Genomic DNA, 20,837 nt, shown 5'->3' with positions numbered 1-20,837 from the left:
ATCCTGAAAAATAGCAAAATCAGGAGGTTATCAGGCAATAATTTTTGGAAAATCTTACTTCTTATACTTCCGGGTGGTGAAAATGATGCGGCTGTATTTGTCTTTTTCGTAGAGGATGCCGATCTCCCTTTTGCCGATGGCCAGGATGTCCGAATAGGCGGAATTGTTCTTTTCGCCGGTGCTGTCTATCGGGTAACGCTGCGTCCAGGTTTTGCCTTCGTCCTGGCTGATGCGCAGGGTGAGGTTATCCCGGTTCAGGGTATCGGCGGCGTTGGAGAATGCGAGGATAGCTTTGCCTTTTTTGAAACCCAGCGTGATGAGGCTGCCCTGGCAAACGGGATCCGGCAGGTTGTGGTCGTAATAAGCGGTGTCCCAGCTGCGGCCGTCGCTGCTGATGGCAATGATGCGGGCTTTGACGTTTTTCTGCTGGTTGCGTACGTTCAGCATCAGTTTGTTATTGCCCAGCTCAGTGGCCATGGCTTCGTTGCCGCCGGGGAAACTCACGTCTTCGCTGATCCGGAAGGTTTTACCATGATCATCCGAATAATATCCGCCCGCCCGGTATTCCATAAAGCGGGGCTGCTGATCGCCGGCGGAGTGATTGGTGGCTACATAGATGCGGCCTTTGAAGGTGCCGGTGGTGAACTGCATGGCGTGGCCGGGGGTATTGAAAAAACAACGCCAGTCTTCCGTGAAGTTGTAAGGCGCCTGTTTGGGACGGTGTACCATGGCGGTGATGTTCACCGGTGCATCCCAGGTATCGCCTCCATCTGAAGATGTTACGTACCATGCTTCGCGCAGGCCGTTGCCTTTTCTTACTTCGCTTTCATGATTGTTGCCGGTATTGTAAAAAAGGAAAACGCGGCCGCGGGGATAGGCAGGGTCGGTGAGGTCCACTACGGGAGCGGGGTTACCGGCCTGCATATCCTTGTTGTCGGCTACTAACCGGAGGGGGCTCCAGGTCTTCCCATTGTTTTTGCTTTTTTTCACCACGATGTCTATATTCCCAAAGTCGTTCGCATCGCCTACCCTTCCTTCCGCAAAGGCCAGCAGCGTGCCATCCGGCAGCTTCACCAGGCCCGGTATACGGAATGATTTGTATCCTTCTGTACCTGATTCGTAAACGGTCACCTGTGCCCAAACGGGTAAGCAGGCGATGATCATAACGGCTATGCTGAGAATTTTTTTCATGATGCTATTTGTGTTTTGTCTTTTGATTCCGGGAAAATAAGGCTAAAAATGTATCCCATCACCACGCAGCCGATCACGGCAAACAGCGGGTAGAGGAAAAAGCTGATCGATTCGCTGCGCTGCACAAAAAAGAGGCCGATGCTGCTGAGGATAAACCCGATAAATATGCCTTTGCTGTTGATCTTCGGGAAAAAGATACCGGCAGCGAACATACCCGCCAGGCATCCGCCGAACAGGCCGATGATCTTCAGGTACTGATCCCAGATGGAAACGTTTTGCAGGTATACGAGATAGACGGCAATGGCGCAGCCGGTAGCGCCCAGCAGCATGGTGATGCGTTTGGCGAATACGAGGCTTTGTTTGTCCGTTGCGTCTTTTTTAAATCCTTTATAAAAATCTGTAGTGATCACCGTGGCAATGGCGTTCATACTGGAACTGATGGTGGACATCGTGGCTGCGAAAAGCCCCGCGATCACCAGCCCTGACAGGCCTGCGGGCAATTGCTGCGAAATGAACCAGGGGAACACATCGTCCGTTCTGCCATGCGGGTTCAGGTCTGCCGGGTGATGCCGGTAGAAGAACCAAAGGGCCGTGCCCACGCCAAAAAATATAAACGTGGCCGGGATCACCATCAATGCGTTTGTCCAGATGGAGCGGCGGGCTTCCCCTTCGGTGGCCGTGGTGAGGTAACGCTGTACTACCACCTGGTCCGAGGTATACGTCACCAGGTTCGTCAGGAAGGCGCCTACCACTATCACCCACAGCACAGGCTGGGACATGCTCCAGCCAAGGTCCGCCACTTTGAATTTACCGGCCTGCGATGCTTCGGAGAAAAATGCCCCGAGGCCGCCGTCCGTATTGGCGGCCATAAAAAAGAAACTTACGAGCGCGCCGCCAAGCAATACAAATACCTGCATCACTTCCGTCCACACTACCGCCTCTATGCCGCCAAATACGCTGTAGGCCGTCGTGACCAGCGTAGTGAGCCCGATACATAAAAATATATTCGTGCCCGTTACCGTGCTCAATACCAGCGCGGGCAGGTAAATCACCACGCCCAGGCGGCTGAGCTGGAATATCACGAAAGTGAGGCTGCCGAGCAGTTTCACTTTCGCGTCGAACCGTACCTGGAGGTATTCATACACGCTGGTAATTCTCAGCTTGCGGAAATAAGGCAGGTAAAAACTCGTCACAATGGGCACCACGGCGATGATCATCAGGTTGTTCAGGATGTATACCCAGTCCGTGGCGTAAGCCTTGGCGGGGATCGCGATGAAAGTAAGCGCGCTCAGCTTGGAGCCGAAGATGCTCAGACCGGCGGCCCACCAGGGTATCTTTTGTCCTCCCAGGAAAAAGTCGCCCGTGGTATCTCCCATTTTCCTGGACACATACACGCTGATGCCGATTACCACCACAAAATACAGGGCGATCACCAGCCAGTCCAGTCCGCCGAACCTGCCGCCGGGCTGCTGTGGCGCGGCCATGAGTACATGACGGCTGCGCACCGCGGGCCTGGCTTCGCCGCCGGGCAGCACGATGGTGCCGTTCCAGATCACCAGTGGGGTAGTCACCGGGGCGTACACGCTGGCATGCGGGTTAGCAGAGGCATCCGCTTTTTTACTCACCGGCATGGCACCGGTTACAGACCAGGTGTCTGTGATGATATTATAAGCCAGCACATCCTGGCTGAAACCTGGGTGCTCGTCTTTCAGGTCGTTCACTTTGGCGGCATTGCTGCCATCGTCCCCGCCGAAAAGCAGCAGGTGGCTTTGCCCGGCCGTATAAGCCGGTGTGGGTGCGGCTGCCAGCGGGTGCGGCAGGTCCGCGATCTTTTTCCAGCCTGTGGCCGGCGTGTATTCCCAGCAGTCTTTCAGGTACTCGCGGGGAGCGCCGGCGGGCTGATGTACACCGCCGAACAGGTAAAAATTCCCGTTCATTGTGCCTGCCATCGCCAGCATACGCGAAGCGCCCGGCAGCGGGGGAAGTACTTTCCATTCCTGCTTTCCGGCGGTAGCGTCCAGGCTCAGGCTCCAGAACTGTTGCTCTGTGGAACCGTTGAGGGTGTTCACGCCGCCGGCGAGATAGATCGTGCCGTTCATGATGGCGCCACAGGCGTTGATCACGGGCGCCGGCAGATCGGGCAGGGCCTCGCGGGTGATCTTACCGTCCGCGTAACGCAGTATAAATGCATCCTTGTAGTTGGAACCGGCATCACCGCCTCCGAGGCAGATCAGTGCGTTCTGCGCGGAGAGGGACACGCCGTAACCCATGGGGCGCGGCAATGTACCGGCGGCTTTCCATTGCCCGCCAGGTGTTTCCAGCACCCATACGGAATCGTGCCAGGTTTTGACACCACCCGCCCAGGGACGGGTATTGCCCGGGAAGTTCGCACCACCCGCAATGATAAGCGCGCCGTTGCTCACGCCGGCATAACTGCCGGCCAGGCCGTCCTTATCCGGCAGCTGCGCCCCTTCCTTCCAGGAAAAGAAAGACTCGGGCGCCTGCTGGGCAAAGGCGTTCAAAGTGAGTAAACAGGCAACCGCCACTAACCATCTTTTCAATATTCGCATGCAGGTGTATTAAGATGTTTGAACTGTTTTCCGCGCGGGCGCCTTGTCAAAAAAAGACAAACGGGCCAGCTCTCCCTGGAACCTGTTATAGGCCTCCGGGCTGAAGGTGGTCAGCGGGAGCCTGCAGGGGCCGAGGTTCCAGCCGAGCATCTGCATGATGGCTTTCTGGCCGGGGATAGGCGGATATTTCACCAGGTAGCGGATCACTTCCACCATGTATGCGTGAGAAGCGCGGGCTTCGTCCATACGGCCGGCTTTGAAAAGCTCCATGGTTTTGAGATATAATGGCGCGGCGAAAGTATAGGTACTGCCGATAGCACCTTTTGCGCCCACAGCCATGGCGGGCAGCAGCATTTCGTCCAGCCCGAAAAGGATATCGAATTTACCGTTTTCATATTCCAGGCAGGACTGGTATTCCTGTAAAGAGGTAGCAGTGTATTTGATGCCCGCCAGGTTCGGGATAGCAGGCCCCGCAATGCGGAGGAACTCGATCATATCCATGCCCACGCCGGTAAGGTGCGGAATGTGATAATAATAGAAAGGCAGTTCCGGAGCGGCAGCTGCGATCTGTGCCATGCTGTCCGCCAGGTTCTGCACAGAGGTGGGTTTAAAATAAAATGCGGCTACGGCGGAGATGGCGTCTGCGCCGATGGCTTGTGCATGAGCGGCCAGCAAACGCGCTTCGGCGATGCTGCTGTGGCCCACGTGTACAAACACCAGGAGCCTTTTGCCCGCAGCTTTTACAAATGCTTCCGCCACTTCCATTCTTTCGGCGGTGGTCATGTTCGGCCCTTCGCCGTTGGACCCGCAAACGAAGATACCCCGCAGGCCGTCTTCCACCAGCTTGTCCACCAGCGCGGGAATGAGTGAATGATTGATAGCGCCGTCCTCATGAAAGGGAGTGAAAGCTGCGGCAATAAGTCCTGTTACTTTTTCCATATTAGTTATATCCTTCGGTTTGTTTAATAAGACTGTTGTTAGCCAGTACGGTGGTGTTCAGCGGCCAGAACAAAGGCGTGGTTTTGCCTACGAGGTTCGGTACATACTGGTATACGTTGATGGTACCGCCTTTGTGAAATCTTACGAGGTCGTACCAACGTTTGTTCTCAAAGAACAGTTCACGGCCGCGCTCGTTGAGTATCTCTCTTTCCACGCTCAGTTTGTCCGTGGCGCCGGTGTATTCGCCGGTGCCTGCACGCAGTCTTACCTTTTCAAGATAATCAATTGCAGTTGCAGTTTGGTCGAGCGCCGCATATGCTTCGGCTTTCATCAGGAAGATGTCCGCCAGGCGGTACATGGGTATATCGTTGTCTGCCACGCGGCTGTCCGGGTAAATGGTGCCGGTGAACTTGGTGATCCAGGAGATCTTGAGGGTGTTGCCCTGCCTTTCCGTTACCCAGGTAAAGGGTATCCGTTTGTCCGCCGTGTTGGTGAACAGTGCCCTGGATGCGGGGCTTATCTGGTAAGCGCCCTGGCCGTTGGCGGAGGTTTTGGCGAAAGGAATGCTGTCCAGGTTATCCGCGCCTTGTACGCCGGTTTCAAAAGGAAATGCGTTTACGCAGAAATGCGATACCGCGGGTACTCCTCCTGCCGCCGCAGTGGATTCATCTCTCAGGAAGAAGGCGGCCAGCAGCATTTCACGATTGGAGGAAGCGCGGGAGTTGGCGGCGGTTTTGAAATCCGCACTCAATGTTGCGCCTGATTTTTCCACTTCTCCGATCGCTTCGATAGCTGCGTTCAGGTCCGCATTGCCACCGCCAAGTACTTTGGCGCTCCAGAGCTTTGCATCAGCCTTTAATGCCTGTGCGGAAGCATAGGAGAAACGGTATTTGGACGGGATCAGCGCAGGTGTGAAACCGCTGATGGATCTGAACTGCGCGATGGCCTCGTCCAGGTCCGCCACGATCTGGCGGAGCACGTCGGGAGCGGGAGAACGGGCCAGCAGCGGCACTTCGGTATCGGTCACGGCTTCCAGCATCAGCGGCGTATCCCCGATGATCCGGGTAAGGTGGAAATAAAAATATGCACGCAGGCAATAGGTTTCTGCCAGTATTCTTTTTTTCAGGTCAGGATTGGATGCGAACTCAAAACCCTGGATTTTTTCCAGCAGGAGATTACAATGGCCGATTGCCTTGTACCAGTCCGCATAGTTCAGCGCGCCGGAGCTGGGCGTAAGGTTCTGCGCCCAAGCCACGGTAAAACGGGAGTTCAACGCTGAAATAAGTTCCTCGCTCCTTTCAGTGCCGTATGTTACGTTGTTGGCAAACACTCGCATGAACGGGTAAATGCCGGTAAGATAAGGCTCAAAATCACTCTCATTCTGCCAGTAAACTGCTTCCGTAATGGAGGACTCTGGTTTTACTTCCAACAGTGCATCACAACTGGTGAAGATCAGTAAGCCAAGTATATATGGGAATATCTTTTTCATCCGTTAATATTTTGATTTTTTAAGATCGGATGGAACCTTGCAATAACATGCCCGGTTTCATAACTTAATTTTTTTGCGGTTAGAACCGGAGTGTACCACCCAGTGAGAACTGCCTCGGCCTTGGATAAGCAATCGCATCAAAGCCGGTGTAGGTTTCAGGATTGATACCGGTATACTTCGTGAGGTAGCCTATGTTGAACACGCTGAAGAATACATTCATGCTGGTAGAACGGATCTTTTGCATCCATGCCTTGGGAAGATCGTAGCTGAGCGTGATCTCGCGGAGAGCGAGGAAGTCTCCTTTTTCGATCATGGCGGATACGTCGGAGGAATAGCTGTTGTTCACGCCAAGGCTGGTGTTGCGCAGGTAGTTGCGCTGCCCGAAATCGTAGTCCGCAAAAGAGAAACGTGCGTATTTTTTACCTACGTCGCCGGGCTTCTGCCAGATGTCCGCACCAAGCGCCTGCTCCGGCGCGCCTTCGTTAAAGGCGCGGCCCTGGCCAAGCGAGCGGGCCAGCGCACCGTTGCTGATCATATGCCCCGTGGCGTAGTCCAGGGAAACCCGAAGGTTAATGCCTTTGTAGCTGAAACTGTTCTGCCAGCCACCGATCTTATCCGGCGTACGGTAGCCCATAAAAACCTGGTCCTTGGTGTCTATCACGCCATCGCTGTTCAGGTCCGCAAAAATGAAATCGCCCGCGCGTTTGCCCACCAACTGGCCCTGTGGAGAGGAAAGCAGGTCCCTGTGCGTCTGGTTCCATTTTTGGGCTTCTTCGTCCGTGGAGAATACGCCTTCCACTTTGTATGCCCAGAGGCCGAAGGGTCGTTCGCCTTCAGCGTAGCCACCCACTTCTATTTCTTTGCCCTGCGCAGGGTCCCATACACGGTCCCCGCCCTGGCGGTTTTTGTCGCGGCCATTGCCCGGCAGCTCTTTAATCCTTTGTTTATTATAGGAGAAACTAAAATTAGTGTTCCAGGTGAAATCGCCCTTTCTGAGCACGGTACCGCCGATCTCTACTTCCCAGCCTGTGTTCTGCAGTACCCCATTGTTGTATATGATGGAAGGGAAAGGAGCTTCCGAAGGCAGCGGCATGCTTGCCAGCTGGTCTTTGGTGAGTTTATTGTACCAGTCCACAGTCACATTGATGCGGTTTTCCAGGAAACCCGCTTCGATGGCGATATCCGTGGTGGTCGTCGTTTCCCATTTCAGGTTCGGGTTGCTCAGGTTGCTGCGCACGATACCGGAGCCCAGCCCGTAATTCACGGTGGAATATCCGCCGTAAGTATCCGTGATACCCAGGTTACTGTCTCCTGACCCGCCCCAGCTGGCGCGGAGTTTCAGGGAGCTTACCGGTTTGATGTGCCAGAACTTCTCGCGGTGAATGTTCCATGCCGCGGATACAGAAGGGAAATAAGCGTATTTATTGCCGGGAGCAAAGTTTGAAAAGCCATCGTAACGAAGGGTGGCGCCCACGATATATTTCGAATCATAATCGTAGTTCACCTGCCCGAAGAAACTCGCGGAACGCTCTTCCACCAGCTCTGTGCCGAAGTCCGTTACGTTTGAAGTAGGGACGTTGCCGATAGAAATAACCGGAAGTTCCTCGATCGTATAAATATAGTCGTTGGCCGCACGCTGGGAACCGATGTTTATCCTGCTGTTGTTCTTTTTGGTGAAGTTAAAACCGCCCAGGATAGTAAAATTATGACGGTTCTGCAATGAGAAGTCGTATTGCAGCACCTGGTCTATCATCACCTGGCGGAAGTTATCCGTCCTTTCATTTTTCTGGCGCTGCGTGGAAGGCTGTATCTCATCCTCCGGTGTTTTTTTGCGCATGAACATATACCGGTAATCCTGCAGCAGGTAAGAAACAGAGGGTCTGAAATGGAGACCTTTGATGATAGTCCAGTCACCCGCGAGGCGGGATATGAGGCGTTCCGTGTTTGAGCGTACGTCATCGTATTTAATGGTGTGCAGGCGGTTGCGGGCTGAATACAGCTCGCCCACAGCGGGATTTCCGTCGTCTTTCATGATGCGGATAAGCGGTGTGAGGCGTGTGCCACGGGTAAGTTCGTTGGTGAAATTTTCCACGTAGTTGGGCAGCACGTTCTGATAGTTCACAGATGCGTCTATCCGGAAGTTATCCGCGGCCTGGAAGCCGAAATTGCCCAGTACATCGTACCTTTTATAATTGGTTCCGACGAAAGTGCCGGCCTGATCAGTATAACCGAGGGACACATTGTAGTTCGCCTTTTCGGAACCGCCGTCCACGGAAACATTGGTATTGTTGGTAAGGCCGGTATTCCAGATAAGATCCTGGTATTGGTTATCCGCGTACAGCAGCCTGGTACCGGGATTGATGGGATCATCCATTACCATCCAGCCTTTGGAGAGCAGGTCATCTACATACGCCTGGCCTTCCACCGCCACGATGTTGTCGTAGAGGGCGGTGAGATTCACGTTTTTGCCGTACTGGCCTTTGGCGGTATATACACGGGTGCCTGCGGAGAAGCCGCCGTTGTTCAGCAGGTTATTTTTATCAATGCGGTCGGACGTACTTTGAACCGTAGTACGCGCGAGACGGAGATAATCTGTTGCATTGAGATATTTATAGTCACGCGCTTTGGTTTCCCAGGTAGTACGGTGGTTGATGGAAAGGTTCATTTTGGAGCCGAACTTTCCCGATTTTGTTTTGATCACCACTACGCCATTGGCGCCCTGGGCGCCATATATGGCGGTGGAAGCCGCATCTTTCATCACCTGGATGGATTCGATGTTGTCCGGGTTCACATCGTTCATGGAATTGCGGAAAATACCGTCGATCACGAACAATACGTTGCTGCCGCCGGATACGCTTGACAAGTTGCCACCGGAAGTACCGAGGCCGGTGCCATACACGTTCAGTTTGGTACCGCCGCGAATGATGATGTTGCTGGCACCCGCGCCCGGCTGGCCGGAGGAAATCGGAATGGACACCCCGGCAATTTTACCCTGCATGGCCTGCACGGGGTTTGGATTAGAGGTGTTCTTCAATTCCGCGGGATTCAGCTTCGATATCGAAGCGGATGTCTTGGTCCGGGACTGCTGCATATAACCTACCACCACTACGTCTTCGAGCGTGCGGTTATTGGTTTGCAGCTGTACGTTCAGGGACGACTGGCCATTTACGGGTACCTCCCGGGAAATAAATCCCATGTTGGATATCACGAGAATGGCGTTGCCCGGTGCGGCGATGCTGAAGCTGCCGTCCGCTGCTGTAAAGGTTCCTTTGGTGGTACCTTTCACCTGCACGCTGGCAAACTCGATGGCCCTGCCGGTGGAGTCCGTCACCTTACCGGTAACGGCAGATTGTGCGCCGGCTAAATGCGGAAGCAGGATGATGGAGACGATGAGTGACAGCCTCCATAATGTAGAGATAGATTGGATCAGGTTCATAACGAATCACTGTTTAGACAGTAATGGAATTTGATTGCAACTTTATTTGATTACTACAGTACTATTGTAGATATGTCCTACATATATCAAAAGTAGGGGAAAATATTTCAATCTTCAAAGAATTTTTTTGAGAAGCGGGGAGATTTTTACGGCCTGTGCGGAGCTGATAAAATAATAGCGGAGAAGGGCCCTGATGTGCCTTCCGGGTGCTAATAATGTAACAATCCCGGTGGGAATACCGGGGGTAAAAACCGGGAAAACCAGTTTGGGAAAGGATTTGAGAATCACATTACTCAGCGGAAACCATACACCGGCGGATGGCAATGAAGACAGGGAGGAATTTCCCGGGCCGGATCTGTAAGCAATAATGTAATGAGAGAGGTTGGGCGATAACCCGGAAAGCAGTATGGGAGCGTTGTTCCGGGAATTAAAGATCGTCCTAAGTGAAGGTTTCCGGTCTGGCGGGTATTGCCCGCCAGCCGCCTCCATGTATTATTTCAGCCGGTTAAAATGCGGCTTCAGGTGCTCGTGCATCCCCTGCCTGAACTCTTCCTTGCTGCCATCTTTGAGGATATTCACCAGGTCCACATGCGATACTTTGCCGATCTGCGGCACCTTTTCGAGGCTGATCACATACCCGAAAATAGGCAGCAGCATGTTCTGAAAACGCATGAGGGTTTCGTTGCCGGTCATCTGGTAGATCTTACCGTGGAAAGCGATCTCGTTGTTGATACGGAAAGCCTGTCCTTTTCCGCCAGGGTCCTGGCTTTTGGCAATGGCTTCCAGCTCCGCGATATCCTTTTTCTTTTTACGCAGGTACAGGATATCGGCGAGGCCCATTTCGAGGGTAAGGCGCAGCTCGAAGATGTCCTGGAGGGTGCTGTCATCTATGATCAGCGGGTCCAGCACGCGTTCGAACGATCCGAGGATGTCCGGCGTGGAAAGGATCATGCCACGGCGTTTTTTAGTTTCTATCATGCCCAGCATACGCAGGCGGCTGAGGGCTTCACGGACAACGTTGCGGCTCACGCCCAGTGCATCGGCCAGTTCCAGTTCTGAGGGTAAAGCGTCTCCGGGTTTAAACAATTTCTTTTTGAGGTAGTCGCGCAACTCCTTTTCCACTACATCCGCCATGGTACGTTGCGAAATAGGGCCCAGATCCTTCATGAGATCAGTTTTTGCCATTGGGTTCGGTTATTTTGTATAAATGTAGAACAAATTAATGAATCGTTCCTTACGATCTTGTCAGCAAAGCTATCAATCCTGCATGCTGCGGGAATAATTCCGAGAGTTCCTTTCTGCCCGCCAGCTCAAAGTCTATGAAGTCAAAACCCGGTGCTACAGTGCATCCTACCAGCGCAAAGCCGCCCGTTTCCTCCACGCAGGAGGCAAACCAGCTGCCCGCGGGTATCACCAGCTGCAATTGTTCCCCCTGGGCGTAATTCCTGCCCAGGCGGTGCACTTTCAGCAATCCTTCAGGGGTGATCTCATAAATGTGCAGGGTGGTACCATCATAAAAATGCCACATTTCATCGGAAGCGATACGGTGAAAAGCGGAAAAATCGCCGTCTTCCAGCAGGAAATAAATACCGGTGGATGCGCTCCTGGGGCCTGTGAAGCCAGCCGGCTCCACCGTGGAGGCGGCCCGATAGGTTTCACGGAAGGAACCTCCTTCCACATGTTTAGTCAGCTGTAGTGTGTCCCGCCAGTAAGCCGCTGTAGTTTTCATGCTTTAAACATACAGCGTTTTTGGGAATTCTGTTATAACACGCGGTTGTACGGGGAAATTATTCTGCCACCCTGTTTGCGGGGGAAACGCCGCTTGTAATCCCGGATTATTAGGCGGCGGCCACCTTCTGCTGTATCTTCTTCTGCGCTACGGGTTTCTTTTTCTTCCTTCCCCACCAGATGTAAATACCGGTAATGGGCAGGCTCGCGCAGATCAGGCTGGCGCAGAACATGAGGATCTTTCCCGCCAGGCCCCAGACGGCACCGGTGTGCACATCGTAGTTCATGCGGCGGAATTTATCACCCACGCCTTTTTCGCTGTACTTGCCGGCATAGGGGCCTTTGCCTTCCAGGGGCTTCAGGGTGTATTGGTCAAATTCGTAATTGTCTGTTTTGTAATAAGTACCCGGGCGGTGATTGATCGAAACGCTCAGTATGGCTTCCGGGCCTTCGCCGAAATAGATGGAGGTACCCGCGCGTTCGGGAGCCAGCTTGCTCACCCGCGTCCAGGCCGTATCCGTAGCCTGTTGCAGGGTATACGGCCGTTGTTTCACGGTCGTATCGGAAACAGGGTACACCGCGTCTTTCAGGGACTTACCGCCGGTAGTGACGTAATAGAGCGAATTGCTCCACCACTCAAAACCCCATACCAGCCCGGTGATCACCAGCACAAGCGCCACGATCATGGCATAAAAGCCCAGTACGTTGTGCAGGTCGTAGTTGAGCCGGCGCCATTTCGCATCCCATTTGATGGAAAAACGCTGTTTGCGCGCGGCTTTATTTTTCGGCCACCAGAGCACCAGCCCGGTCACCAGCATAATGAAAAAGATCAGGGTGGCATAAGCCACGATAGGCTGCCCAATTTCGTGCGGCAGCCAGAGATAAAAATGGCCTTCGAGTATAAAACGGAAAAAGTCGGTTTCGGCGTTCCATACTTTCAGGACTTCGCCGGTGTAGGGGTTGAGGAATACCTGGTAGTAATATTCGGGATCGCCGCCGTAGAACTGTACCACGGTGCTGTAATCATCCCCACCGTAACTGATACCGTTCGCCGTTTTGCCCGGCAGCTGTTTTTCGGCAATCTCCCGCAGCACGGAAGGAGGCAGGGGCTGTACGTTCGCCTGGTACTCCGTATGGTAATACGATCCTGTGAAAAGGCTCCGCAATTCCCATTCAAATGCCAGCAGGCACCCGGTGATACTAATGATAAATACCACCAGCCCGGACGTCAGGCCGAGCCAGAGGTGTACTTTCCCTACTAATTTCTTCATTTGCCTTTAAAACTTTCACCACAAAAGTCCGAAAGGCGGGCCGCTCCGGCAACTCGGATCGGGAAAATCTTCAGCGGATCGGGAAAAAAACGGGCGCACGCTTACAATATATTTACTATATTTACTATGCTTTGCGTCCTTTACTCGCCATATGTCTTTTTGCGGCCCTCGGCATGCAGTACGCCACCCGGCTTACCGGGTACGTGCAGTGTATGGTGACGGCGTACATCGTGAACCATACCGATCTTGCGGTGGATTGCGAATGTATCCGGCACCTCGCAGCTACTTTTGGCGGGGATTATTCAGGGGATCAGCAAATGCAGGCAAAACCGGTGGTATTGAAGGTACAGGACTATGTGCCTGTGGCCGCCGAAACCGCCGCACTGCCCCTGCTGCTTCCCTCCCGCCCCGTTCCGGGCATGCTTCCCAGCCTGTACCGTTATACCGGGGTGAGCGCAATCTTCCACCCTCCCTGTAAGGCTTCTTCTTCTCTTTTTATTTAATCACTTAATGTAATCTTTTCACCTGCGGATGGAAAAAACGTGGATCCGTTCCAGTTTCCAAGACCACAACGGCTGCTTTTAACCTCCCAGGGTGAGATCACATTCCTTCATGCGGCCGCCGCATGGGAATGAACTATCTGCGCGCGGGCTGTCCGGAAGCCTGCAAACAGTAAGTCGTTCCCGGTATGTGGCTGCCGCATGTTCAAAACCCTTTTATGAAACTAACATTGCTGAGTTATATGGTCTGCCTTGCAGGCCTCATGGCGCTGATGCGATGCAGTACCCCGCCGGAAAGCTACCGGAGGAATCATGATCATTAACAGGCCATTATGGCTTACCAGCGCACACCGGAGCTTTCGCCGGCGGAAGCTTCGGCCGGTGTATGCCGGGCAGCCTGAAGGCCCTTTAAGCGGGAGCCATACAGGGAAGGGAGTTATAAACTTCCGGGAATGCCCGCCAGGCGGTGATCTTAAGGAAAACCGGACGCGGATCCCATAAGAACATCTACAAACAGGCTTTCCCGAAACGGACGCAAAGCAACCGGGACCATTCTCAACAGGAGTGGTCCCGGTTTTTTTATCCAGCTGAAAATATAATTTATAAATAAGCGAACGCTCACTTATCTTTGTACTGCAATGCGTACAAGAGACGAAAACAAGGTATGCCTGCTTCACCACAAGGCCATTGAAATGATCGTGCGGGAAGGGCTGGATGGGTTTGGGGTGAACAAACTGGCCAAAGCGGCCGGTGTGTCTCCGGCTACCATTTACATCTATTTTAAGGACCGGGAAGACCTGATCGTGAAGGTGACCCTCCATGTATCCGACAGGATGCTCAGGGAAAGCCTGGAGGGGTTTGACCCGGATGCGAGCTTTGAAGAAGGTTTGCGGAACCAGTGGCAGAACAGGGCCCGTTACTTCCTGAAGAACCCGCTGGACGTGGAGTTTATCGAAAAGATGCGGTATTCTCACCTTTACGACAAGGTGGCCGAGCATATGTACACCACTTTCAAAGACGTGATGGGAAAGTTCTATCACAACGCGGTAGCGCGAAAAGAACTGATCCCGCTGCCGTTTGAGGTGTATTGGGCCGTGGCTTACGCACCGTTGTACCAGCTCATTAAGTTTCACACACAGGAAAAAACCTTTGGCCACAAAAAATACACCTTTACCGAAGAAAACATGGAGCAGGCGCTCCAGCTTGTACTAAAAGCACTCAAACCATAAAGACCATATTTATTAACCTGACTAAACGCAACCGCTTATGACCACAGCATATTCAACTGTAACCGCCCGTGAAGTGCTGGTATTCCGTACCAATATCCGGTTCAAAAAAGATCTCCGGCAGATCGGGCCGGTACTGGAAAAAGAACCCGGCGTACTGAAATGGAACGTGGACCGTGAAGACACGGACAAGGTGCTTCGCATCGAAGCCAGCCAGCTGGCTCCTGAAAAGATCATTCAACTCATCAGCCGTGAAGGTTTCCTTTGCGAAGAGCTTCCCGGCTGAGCAATCGTTCAACATACACTACGAAAACATTTATGGACACAACAAACGCTCCTAAAGCAAGGCTATTCTCCCGCTACCAGGTCTTCATTATAGCCATCCTCGCATTACTGCAATTCACCGTCATACTGGACTTCATGGTACTCAACCCCCTCAGCGAAATACTGATGCGGAAGTGGGACATTACCGCCGCCCAGTTTGGCCTCGTGGTTTCCGGTTATGCTTTCAGCGCCGGTATTTCCGGCGTGCTCGCGGCGGGTTTTGCAGACAAATTTGACCGTAAAAAAATGCTGCTGGTATTTTACACCGGCTTTATCATCGGCACCTACCTCTGCGCCCTGGCGCCCAATTACCAGATGCTGCTGGCCGCCCGTATCGTGACCGGCCTGTTTGGCGGCGTGATCAGCGCCATTGGCATGGCCATCATAGCGGACCTGTTCAGACCGGAAACCCGTGGCCGCGTAATGGGTTTCACCCAGATGGCGTTTGCCCTCAGCCAGATCGTGGGCATACCCGTAGGTTGGGAGCTGGCCATCCGGTTTGAATGGCATGCCCCCTTCTGGATGATCGGCGTACTGGGCACGATCATGGGCATCCTGATAGCGGTGTACATGAAGCCGATCACCGAACATCTTAGCAAAAGAACCGAGAAAAATGCCTTTAAACACCTCTGGGATACCCTGCGCAACCGCCGGTATACGCTGGCTTTCGGCACCATGGTGCTCATGGCCACGGGCGGTTATATGCTCATGCCTTTCGGGAACGCATTTTCCATTCACAACATGGGTATCGATCCCAAACAGATCACCATCCTGTTTATGGCTGTAGGCGCCGCAAACCTTATCTCCGCGCCGTTTATCGGCCGATTCAGCGACAAGATCGGGAAGGTGAAAGTGTTTTATGCCGCCAGTTTTATCACGCTGGTAATGGTGATCATTTTTACGCACCTGGGCCTCACGCCGCTCTGGCTGGCCATTTGCATCAATGCCGTGATGATGATCGGGGTATTTGGCAGGATGATCCCCGTGCAGGCGATCATGACCTCCATGCCTTCAATGCAGGACCGTGGCGCTTTTATGAGTATCAGCGCATCCATCCAGCAGCTGGCGGGCGGCCTCGCAGCCGTGCTGGCCGGCAAGATCATTCACAAAACCAGCACCGGTTATCTTGAACATTATGATACCCTCGGATTTGTGATCGTGGGCGCGCTCATTATCACCACTATCATGATCTACTTCCTTAACCGGCAGATATTTGCGGAGAACACGAACGCCACCCCGCCGGAAAATGTAGCGGCCGCGGTGCATTAAACGTTATAAAAAAGAAAAAGAGGCTGTCCCGAAAGGAAGCCTCTTTTTTTATGCGATCAAATTTATTGCGCCTTGAACAAAGGATTGTAGATCAGCCCCAGCATATTCCCCCAGGGGTCTTTCACCACCGCCACCTTGATAGGATCACCCACGGAGGCTGGCGGCCGGAAAGCCGTAGCGCCGATGGACAGCAGGTAATTGTAAACCTCGTCAATATCCTCCACGCCCCAGTAAGTCTCCACCGCGCCCTGCCCCGGGTGCTCCGTGCCTTCCGGCACAGCCTGCACGCCAAGCTCATACCCGCCGATCTCAAAACCTACGTAAAACGGTTCGTCGAAGTAAGGTTGAGTGCCAAATGCTTCCGCATACCATTCCTTCCCTTTTGTGATATCCGTCACGCGGTAAATAGTTGTCCGTAATCCTTTAAAAACTGTGGCATAAACATGATTTTTATCATGTCGAATATACGTAATAATTCTGTTGGGAAATATTTAACATATCTCCCGAAATCCTTTACCGGTCAATATTACCGTCAAAAGGCAAAAAGTATTTTTACCCTTTTAACGGCTGGTATCCGCTGCGTCCGTAAATTTGTAAATATATCCCCTGACCCACTCCGAATATTCATCGTTAAAACGATTTTTCATATGGAAAAACACACTATCCGCGAAGCTTACAAACGCTACTGGCTGGAGAACGGCAAAAAACCCGTATCCGTATATGCGCTCTGTAAAATACTCGACTCCCCGGAATCCGCTTTTTACGGTCATTACAGCTCTTTCGACGCCGTGGAGGAAGACATCTGGCTGGATGTATTCCAACGCACCGTTGGCCAGCTGAAGACGGACGAAACTTACCTGCAGTACAACGCGCAGGAAAAACTCCTTGCCTTTTATTTTCTGTGGGTGCAGAAACTGAAGGAAGACCGCAGCTATATCCTCCAGCAGTCCGAACGTTCCCGCCTGCCGCTCAGCCAGCTGGGGCAGCTGAACGCTTTCAAAAAAGCATTTTACGAATATGCTGCTGATCTTATCAGGGAGGGGTATACCACCGCCGAGATCAAGGAAAGGAAGTTCATTTCGGACAAATACACGCACGGCTTCTGGGTACAGGCGCTTTTTGTGCTCCGGTACTGGACAGAAGACAGCAGCGCGAATTTCGAGATGACGGATGCCGCCATCGAAAAGGCCGTGAACCTCAGCTTCCAGCTGATGCATTCCAACACGCTGGACAGCCTGCTGGATTTCGGGAAATTTATATTGACCAGGAAGTAATTATTGCGGATGAAACCGCGAAGCGGTTCCATGAGGCCAATAAAAAAGACAAAAGAGAACTCATGAAAGAACAGACGAACATACCTACCGGCAAAGTGGAAAGAGCAGGGCGTTTTGTGACAACAGGGCTGAAAGTGGGAACCAATTACATCAAACATTACACGCGTAAACTGATGGACCCTTCCATTACCAAGGAAGCCCTTCACCAGGAGAACGCGGATGATATTTACGAAACCCTGAGCAACCTGAAAGGCAGCGCACTGAAAGTAGCGCAGATGCTGAGTATGGACAGGGGCATGCTCCCCAAGGCATATACCGAACGGTTTGCCATGAGCCAGTACAGCGCACCGCCTTTATCAGGCCCGCTGGTGGTGAACACATTTGTGAAAACGCTCGGCAAATCTCCCGCCCAGCTGTACGACAAGTTCGATTTGAAAGCCAGCAACGCGGCTTCCATCGGGCAGGTACACCGGGCGGAGAAAGACGGCAAACAACTGGCCGTAAAGATCCAGTATCCCGGCGTGGCCAGCAGCGTGAAGTCCGACCTGCGCATCGTAAAACCCTTCGCGGTACGCATCGTGGGGATGAATGAAGTGGACATGGACAAATACTTCGACGAGATCGAATCGAAGCTGCTGGAAGAAACAGACTACAACCTGGAGCTGCGCAGGTCACAGGAATTGTCCGAGCAATGCGCCCATATTCCCAACCTCGTGTTCCCCAGGTACTACCCTGAAATGTCCTCGGACCGCATCATTACGATGGACTGGCTGAACGGCAAACACCTCAGGGAATTCCTGGAAACCAATCCCACACAGGAAATACGCAACAAGATCGGGCAGGCGCTCTGGGATTTTTACCAGTTCCAGGTACACAAGCTGCGCAAAGTGCATGCGGACCCGCACCCCGGCAACTTCCTGCTGCGGGAAGACGGCACGGTGGGTATATTCGATTTTGGTTGTGTGAAAGAAGTGCCGGAAGATTTTTATGTGAACTATTTCCTGCTCACGGACAAAGAAGTGCTGAAAGACGAGGCCCGCCGCCGGGAAATATACACCAACCTCGAAATGATCCATCCCAGCGATACGGAAAAAGAGGTTGTGTTTTTCTCCGGGCTGTTCCAGGAAATGATCCGCCTGCTCACGCATCCTTTCACCGTAGAACGTTTCGATTTCGGGAACGAGGATTATTTTAACGAGATATACGCCTATATGGATTATCTGGCCAACCTGAAAGAAGTACGCGAATCGAAAGTGGCGAGGGGCAGCAGGCACAGCCTGTACATCAACAGGACTTATTTCGGTCTTTACTCCATCCTGAGCGACCTGAAAGCGGACATCATCACCGGCCAGCACAGGATACAGGAACTGATGGGATAACGCGGTTACGTATTTTTCAAAATATGTGGTAAATTTTAGCAAATTCCACCACATGAAACGTTTCCTTTCCGTCCAGTTCATTACGCCGGTATTATTGTTATGGTGCGTATCCGCCCGCTATAACGATCCGGCCGCAAACACTACATCTCCGGGCACTGCTCCGGGGAACGAAAATTCCTTTTACCACAAAGGCCCCTTGCCCGCCAAACCCGCATTTAAATGGGCCGGGGCCTGGCAACCGACCCGCAAAAGCTCGGGAGACGGCATTACCCAACTCGATATCAAGATCGGCAGCTTTATAACCCTGCCGGACAAGGAATCGCTCGCACATGTGATCTTTAATGTACAGAACCGCTTCCCCGGCGCTAAACCCTGGGCCACCTGGGCCGTGGGTGACCTGAGCCGCGCTACACCCTCCTACGCCGGCATCAGCGACGAAGCCCATGAACAATACCTGGATTACATGGACCAGCTGGGCGTGACCGTTTTTCTTGAAATATTCCCTTTTAAGGCCAACCCGAAAAAAGGCACGGGAGCCACAGACGTAACCGGGGAAATAGACCGCTGGCTGGGGAAGTTCAAACATCATCCCTGCGTGGGGGGTATGGGCATCGAGCTGGAATATTTTGGCAAAGCGGGAGATTCCGCTGCCCGTGTATGGGATGAAAGGATCAAGTCGCATAAGGCCGCGTACCGCATGTTCCTCCGTCATTACAGCCCCGACCATATGCCGCCGGCCTACCGTGGCAAGGGAGATATCATTTTTATCAACGACGCCTCCGAAGGAACGCTGGAAGAGCTGAATAAAGGTTTTGCCGCCTGGGCGAACCGCTTCGCCCCCAGCGCCTGCGCCTTCCAGCTGGGTTATCCCGCAGACGAAGATTGTATGGACGGCAGCAACGCCACCGGCTGGTGGAAACTGAAAGATCCCGTAAAAGACTGGGGAAATGCCCTTTTGCCCTTGATTTCCAACCCCAACCAGGAATTGGGCTACATCTGGGTGACGGCCAAAAGCGGGAAAACCTACAATACCGCCTGGGACCTGACCAAAGGCTCTTCCCTCCCGGTTGCTAAATCCAATTAAATATATTTATCTTCGTAATGCATTATACACTTAAAACCCTTTCCCTATGATCATCTATGGTTGGAAAACAACACCCCTCGGTTACGAAGACCTCGGCGCCAAATGTTCCAGTTGCGGGACGATGATGTCCGTCCAGGTTTTTGTTTACCAGAAATATGCCCACATATTCTGGATACCGTCTTTTCCCATTGGCAAAACCGGCGCGTCCAACTGCTCCCATTGCAAGCAGACGCTCGCACCCAAGGAAATGCCAGCTGAACTGAAGCTGTCTTACGACGGTCTCAAGTCCCGGTCCAAAACGCCTGTCTGGACATTTTCGGGCCTGATCATATTCAGCCTGCTGGTGATCTGGGGCGTCTTTGCCGCCAAACAGTCCTCCGCGGCAAACGCTAAAATGATCCTGGCGCCACAGGCCGGCGATATTTACGAAGTAAAAGAAGGGCCTAGCAGTTATACGCTTTACAAAGTAGCCAGTGTGCAGGGAGACAGCGTGTACATCCTGCATAACATGTACGAAAGCAACAAAAGGAGCGGCCTTTCCGACCTGATGAAAAAAGAATTTGACACGGAACCGGAGGTGTTGCTGAAAAGCGAACTGATGGAATTGTTTGACAAAGGAACGATCGATGATATAAAAAGATAACCGCGGAAAGCATTAAATATCAAAGGCTATGCTGATTGGCATAGCCTTTGGTATTTATGGTTGTATACAACCCGATCAACATGAAAACGTTCATTCTGCCATTCATCATTCTCGGAACCATCTTCTTCAGTTCCTGTACCACTGAAAAGAACGAAGTTGTGATTCCCAACCAGACCATTATCGGAAACGTAGCTACGAATATGTGGGTACTGAATACCGGTAACAATTCTTACCAGGCTATACTGAACATCCCGGAGCTGGACGGCGAAACCGTGGAGCTGGACGCTGTACAGGTGTACATTTCCTTTGGCTCAAATATCTGGGAACCGCTGCCGCAGGTATTCGGAGGTGTTTCTTACCTGTATTCCTACAGCCCGGGCAAGCTGTACCTGGACGCACAGAACGCGACCGGTACCGCACCGGTAAAAATTACCGCGCCGATTGATATCAAGATCGTCATTATCAAATCGCAGTATTAAAAAAAGAAAGGGCTGTTCAAACGAACAGCCCTTTT

18 protein-coding genes are annotated in these 20,837 nt (G+C 52.6%); 9 read left to right on the top strand and 9 right to left on the bottom strand.

What is annotated here, in order from left to right:
• Window positions 1-54: 54 nt before the first annotated feature.
• The 8 genes from EG028_RS11840 to EG028_RS11805 all read right to left on the bottom strand — a co-directional run bounded on the left by EG028_RS11840 (window position 55) and on the right by EG028_RS11805 (window position 12,624).
• Window positions 55-1,191: a sialidase family protein gene (locus EG028_RS11840; protein ID WP_120516944.1), complete on the bottom strand. Its 1,137-nt coding sequence runs from the start codon at window positions 1,189-1,191 to the stop codon at window positions 55-57.
• Window positions 1,188-3,761, bottom strand: a complete 2,574-nt coding sequence (locus EG028_RS11835) for a sodium:solute symporter family transporter (RefSeq protein WP_120516945.1) — start codon at window positions 3,759-3,761, stop codon at window positions 1,188-1,190. The genes EG028_RS11840 and EG028_RS11835 overlap by 4 nt, the downstream gene beginning before the upstream one ends.
• A gap of 9 nt (window positions 3,762-3,770) precedes the next feature.
• Complete coding sequence (locus EG028_RS11830) at window positions 3,771-4,700, bottom strand: dihydrodipicolinate synthase family protein (protein ID WP_120516946.1); 930 nt, start codon at window positions 4,698-4,700, stop codon at window positions 3,771-3,773.
• A gap of 1 nt (window position 4,701) precedes the next feature.
• Window positions 4,702-6,189 carry a RagB/SusD family nutrient uptake outer membrane protein gene (locus tag EG028_RS11825; protein WP_120516947.1) on the bottom strand — a complete coding sequence of 496 codons (1,488 nt, stop codon included), beginning with the start codon at window positions 6,187-6,189 and terminating at the stop codon, window positions 4,702-4,704.
• Between the two features lie 79 nt (window positions 6,190-6,268).
• On the bottom strand, window positions 6,269-9,625 hold the full coding sequence (locus EG028_RS11820) for a SusC/RagA family TonB-linked outer membrane protein (protein ID WP_120516948.1): 3,357 nt from the start codon (window positions 9,623-9,625) through the stop codon (window positions 6,269-6,271).
• Between the two features lie 492 nt (window positions 9,626-10,117).
• On the bottom strand, window positions 10,118-10,810 hold the full coding sequence (locus EG028_RS11815; protein WP_120516950.1) for a FadR/GntR family transcriptional regulator: 693 nt from the start codon (window positions 10,808-10,810) through the stop codon (window positions 10,118-10,120).
• A 49-nt stretch (window positions 10,811-10,859) separates the two neighbouring features.
• Entirely contained in the window at window positions 10,860-11,354 is a 495-nt protein-coding gene (locus tag EG028_RS11810) for a cupin domain-containing protein (RefSeq protein ID WP_120516951.1), read from the bottom strand.
• 109 nt (window positions 11,355-11,463) lie between these two features.
• Window positions 11,464-12,624, bottom strand: a complete 1,161-nt coding sequence (locus tag EG028_RS11805; protein ID WP_120516952.1) for a PepSY-associated TM helix domain-containing protein — start codon at window positions 12,622-12,624, stop codon at window positions 11,464-11,466.
• 131 nt (window positions 12,625-12,755) lie between these two features.
• On the opposite strand from EG028_RS11805, the gene EG028_RS11800 reads away from it, so the two are divergent.
• The 4 genes from EG028_RS11800 to EG028_RS11785 all read left to right on the top strand — a co-directional run bounded on the left by EG028_RS11800 (window position 12,756) and on the right by EG028_RS11785 (window position 15,943).
• A complete protein-coding gene (locus tag EG028_RS11800) occupies window positions 12,756-13,127 on the top strand; it encodes a hypothetical protein (RefSeq protein ID WP_123864648.1) in 372 nt (123 codons plus the stop codon).
• A 635-nt stretch (window positions 13,128-13,762) separates the two neighbouring features.
• A complete protein-coding gene (locus EG028_RS11795) occupies window positions 13,763-14,353 on the top strand; it encodes a TetR/AcrR family transcriptional regulator (RefSeq protein WP_120516954.1) in 591 nt (196 codons plus the stop codon).
• A gap of 37 nt (window positions 14,354-14,390) precedes the next feature.
• On the top strand, window positions 14,391-14,636 hold the full coding sequence (locus EG028_RS11790) for a hypothetical protein (protein WP_120516955.1): 246 nt from the start codon (window positions 14,391-14,393) through the stop codon (window positions 14,634-14,636).
• A gap of 32 nt (window positions 14,637-14,668) precedes the next feature.
• Window positions 14,669-15,943 carry an MFS transporter gene (locus EG028_RS11785; protein WP_120516956.1) on the top strand — a complete coding sequence of 425 codons (1,275 nt, stop codon included), beginning with the start codon at window positions 14,669-14,671 and terminating at the stop codon, window positions 15,941-15,943.
• Window positions 15,944-16,005: 62 nt separating this feature from the next.
• Here EG028_RS11785 and EG028_RS11780 read toward each other — a convergent pair whose 3' ends face one another.
• On the bottom strand, window positions 16,006-16,341 hold the full coding sequence (locus tag EG028_RS11780) for a VOC family protein (protein ID WP_241559121.1): 336 nt from the start codon (window positions 16,339-16,341) through the stop codon (window positions 16,006-16,008).
• Window positions 16,342-16,590: 249 nt separating this feature from the next.
• On the opposite strand from EG028_RS11780, the gene EG028_RS11775 reads away from it, so the two are divergent.
• The 5 genes from EG028_RS11775 (at window position 16,591) to EG028_RS11755 (ending at window position 20,802) form a co-directional block, all read left to right on the top strand.
• Complete coding sequence (locus EG028_RS11775; RefSeq protein WP_120516958.1) at window positions 16,591-17,217, top strand: TetR/AcrR family transcriptional regulator; 627 nt, start codon at window positions 16,591-16,593, stop codon at window positions 17,215-17,217.
• 62 nt (window positions 17,218-17,279) lie between these two features.
• Window positions 17,280-18,596, top strand: coding sequence for an ABC1 kinase family protein (locus EG028_RS11770; RefSeq protein WP_120516959.1), 1,317 nt, complete (start codon window positions 17,280-17,282; stop codon window positions 18,594-18,596).
• 52 nt (window positions 18,597-18,648) lie between these two features.
• Entirely contained in the window at window positions 18,649-19,680 is a 1,032-nt protein-coding gene (locus EG028_RS11765) for a hypothetical protein (protein WP_120516960.1), read from the top strand.
• A gap of 46 nt (window positions 19,681-19,726) precedes the next feature.
• Window positions 19,727-20,323, top strand: a complete 597-nt coding sequence (locus tag EG028_RS11760; protein ID WP_120516961.1) for a zinc-ribbon domain-containing protein — start codon at window positions 19,727-19,729, stop codon at window positions 20,321-20,323.
• Between the two features lie 80 nt (window positions 20,324-20,403).
• Window positions 20,404-20,802 (top strand): hypothetical protein, encoded by a 399-nt coding sequence (locus tag EG028_RS11755; RefSeq protein WP_123864647.1) that lies wholly within the window; start codon window positions 20,404-20,406, stop codon window positions 20,800-20,802.
• Window positions 20,803-20,837: the final 35 nt, after the last annotated feature.

This window comes from Chitinophaga barathri (genome assembly GCF_003807585.1).
Lineage (GTDB): Bacteria > Bacteroidota > Bacteroidia > Chitinophagales > Chitinophagaceae > Chitinophaga > Chitinophaga barathri.
Note: the sequence above shows the minus strand (reverse complement) of the source record. Positions and strands in the feature narration are given on the sequence as shown.